General features: G+C 39.9%; 1 protein-coding gene and 1 pseudogene. Both read right to left on the bottom strand.

Annotated elements, in window-relative coordinates; genetic code table 11:
* Nucleotides 1-100: 100 nt before the first annotated feature.
* Nucleotides 101-1,294 (bottom strand): hypothetical protein, encoded by a 1,194-nt coding sequence (locus MHM99_RS21025; RefSeq protein ID WP_202942892.1) that lies wholly within the window; start codon nucleotides 1,292-1,294, stop codon nucleotides 101-103.
* A 264-nt stretch (nucleotides 1,295-1,558) separates the two neighbouring features.
* A pseudogene (locus tag MHM99_RS21020) lies at nucleotides 1,559-1,777 on the bottom strand (IS66 family transposase); the annotation flags it as partial.

The following is a 1,777-nucleotide window of genomic DNA, read 5'->3' as shown; positions in this document are numbered from 1 at the left end:
TTTTTGTTGCCATCAGTAAAGTCTCCGTTAGTAAAATCTACGGAGGCTATTTTACGGAGTAGCTAAATCTGGGGAAGACGGCCTATATTGATCGCTTACACTAAAACCGATAAAAAGCTCTCTTATAATTATCTATCGCGTCTATCACGGTTCTTGGCTGTAGCATACTTTGATTGATAAGCTCCGAGTGAATCAATTCGTTTATCTTTTTGATCTTTTCGAGCTCACTTTTTTCTATCCATGGTTCATTGTAAACCTTTGTTTTCCCTTCATGTCTAACTACCCTTTCTTCGAAACTCGAGTAAGTACCAGTTAAGTCTAGCTTAGTTAGCTGTTTTCTTTTTGCTTCTACTTCTTGGTTGTGATGGGCGAGAAAATCGCATAGCAAAGTTCTTAAGGGAGGCTCTAACTCATATTCGTACTTCCCACTAAACGTAATCCTTATATCAGAGACATGCGGAAGTGACTTCCAATGATATAAGCATCGCATTAAATCCTGTTCTAGAGATAACCTTTCGTCAAGCGGAGGAGGCTCAAGATCAAACAGACCGTACTCATCAAATTGTAGCGACTCTGCGTACGAACTCCCTTTGCTTGGAACACTAATTGGGTGATAACAGGTCCGCTTTATATCTTTGTTTACAAAGTCTATTTCCCAGTGGCCGATATCATCTTGCAAAAAATTTGCAGATAGGTGATCACAATATCTCCACCAAATGGCCTCGCCGAACATTAGAACGTAATTATTCTGTAGGTCGAACTTACGTTGCAACCAGGCCGAAAGCTCTGGCCATAGAGTTTTAAAATATTTGAAAAATATACCTTCTCTTCGGAGTATTGCTGCTTTCGGCGATTCAGCGAGATATTTTAAAGGACTATTTAAGTTATCAGTAAACCAATAAAGTGTAGTTTTTCCGTCAATTGGGCACGTAATATCAAATTGAAATATATTTTTCACACTTGTTACTGATAGTTCTTTCAAAGACACCGCTATTATGAAGGCATTTTGTTCTACATGCTTCGGAAGTTCCTGCATTAAGTCCTTAATAATAGCAACAACATGCCATCTGATGTGAAAAGAGAAAGGCAAATAATATCGTCTCGATTTATTGACGGAGACGATCTGATCCCAGGTTTTGTAACCAAAACTTTTGGCAAAAGAATTTAACAGATCTTTTTCTCTAAGTTTTATGGGGGATAGTTGGTTATAGACGTCACAGACTAATGACGCTTCTTTTCTTATTGTTTTCAGGTTGAAATTGTCAAACGGTTTTTTTTTAATCGAATTGCGCAAACACTGACCCCATGTTTTTCCCGTCTTACCCAGCCGCTGGATTCAGTAAAGTTTGGAAAATTAAGAATTCAGTATATAAAAAACAAATTAATATGTGCTAACGCGGCACGCACTTGCGTAGTGTAACCCACAAAGGCTACTAAAAAAAGATGATGGACGAATTTATGCCTGTCTAACAGATGCTTACAGAGAATAACTAGCGATATCTCCCGCTGTTCCGCTTTTCATGGTAGGTCTTGGATATCGTAACCGTTCACCAGGGCCCTATTGACAGGCAGCTTTAAAGTCGTTGAGCAGAGGATAAGTGGTTTTATTCAGCGTCGCAGCAAGTATTGCCCGGATCCACTTCAGAGGATTCAACTTTTGTTTTCGGCAGGTTTCTACGATGGTGAGTATACGTTGTCTGAACAGTTCGCCCCGATGTGACCACACGCCATAGCTGCCTTTTCGCCACAGCACATAGCTTCGTAATGAACGCTCGGC

The organism is Alteromonas sp. MmMcT2-2, assembly GCF_022348305.1.
Classification (GTDB): domain Bacteria; phylum Pseudomonadota; class Gammaproteobacteria; order Enterobacterales; family Alteromonadaceae; genus Alteromonas; species Alteromonas macleodii.
This window is presented reverse-complemented; position numbering and strand designations above follow the sequence as displayed.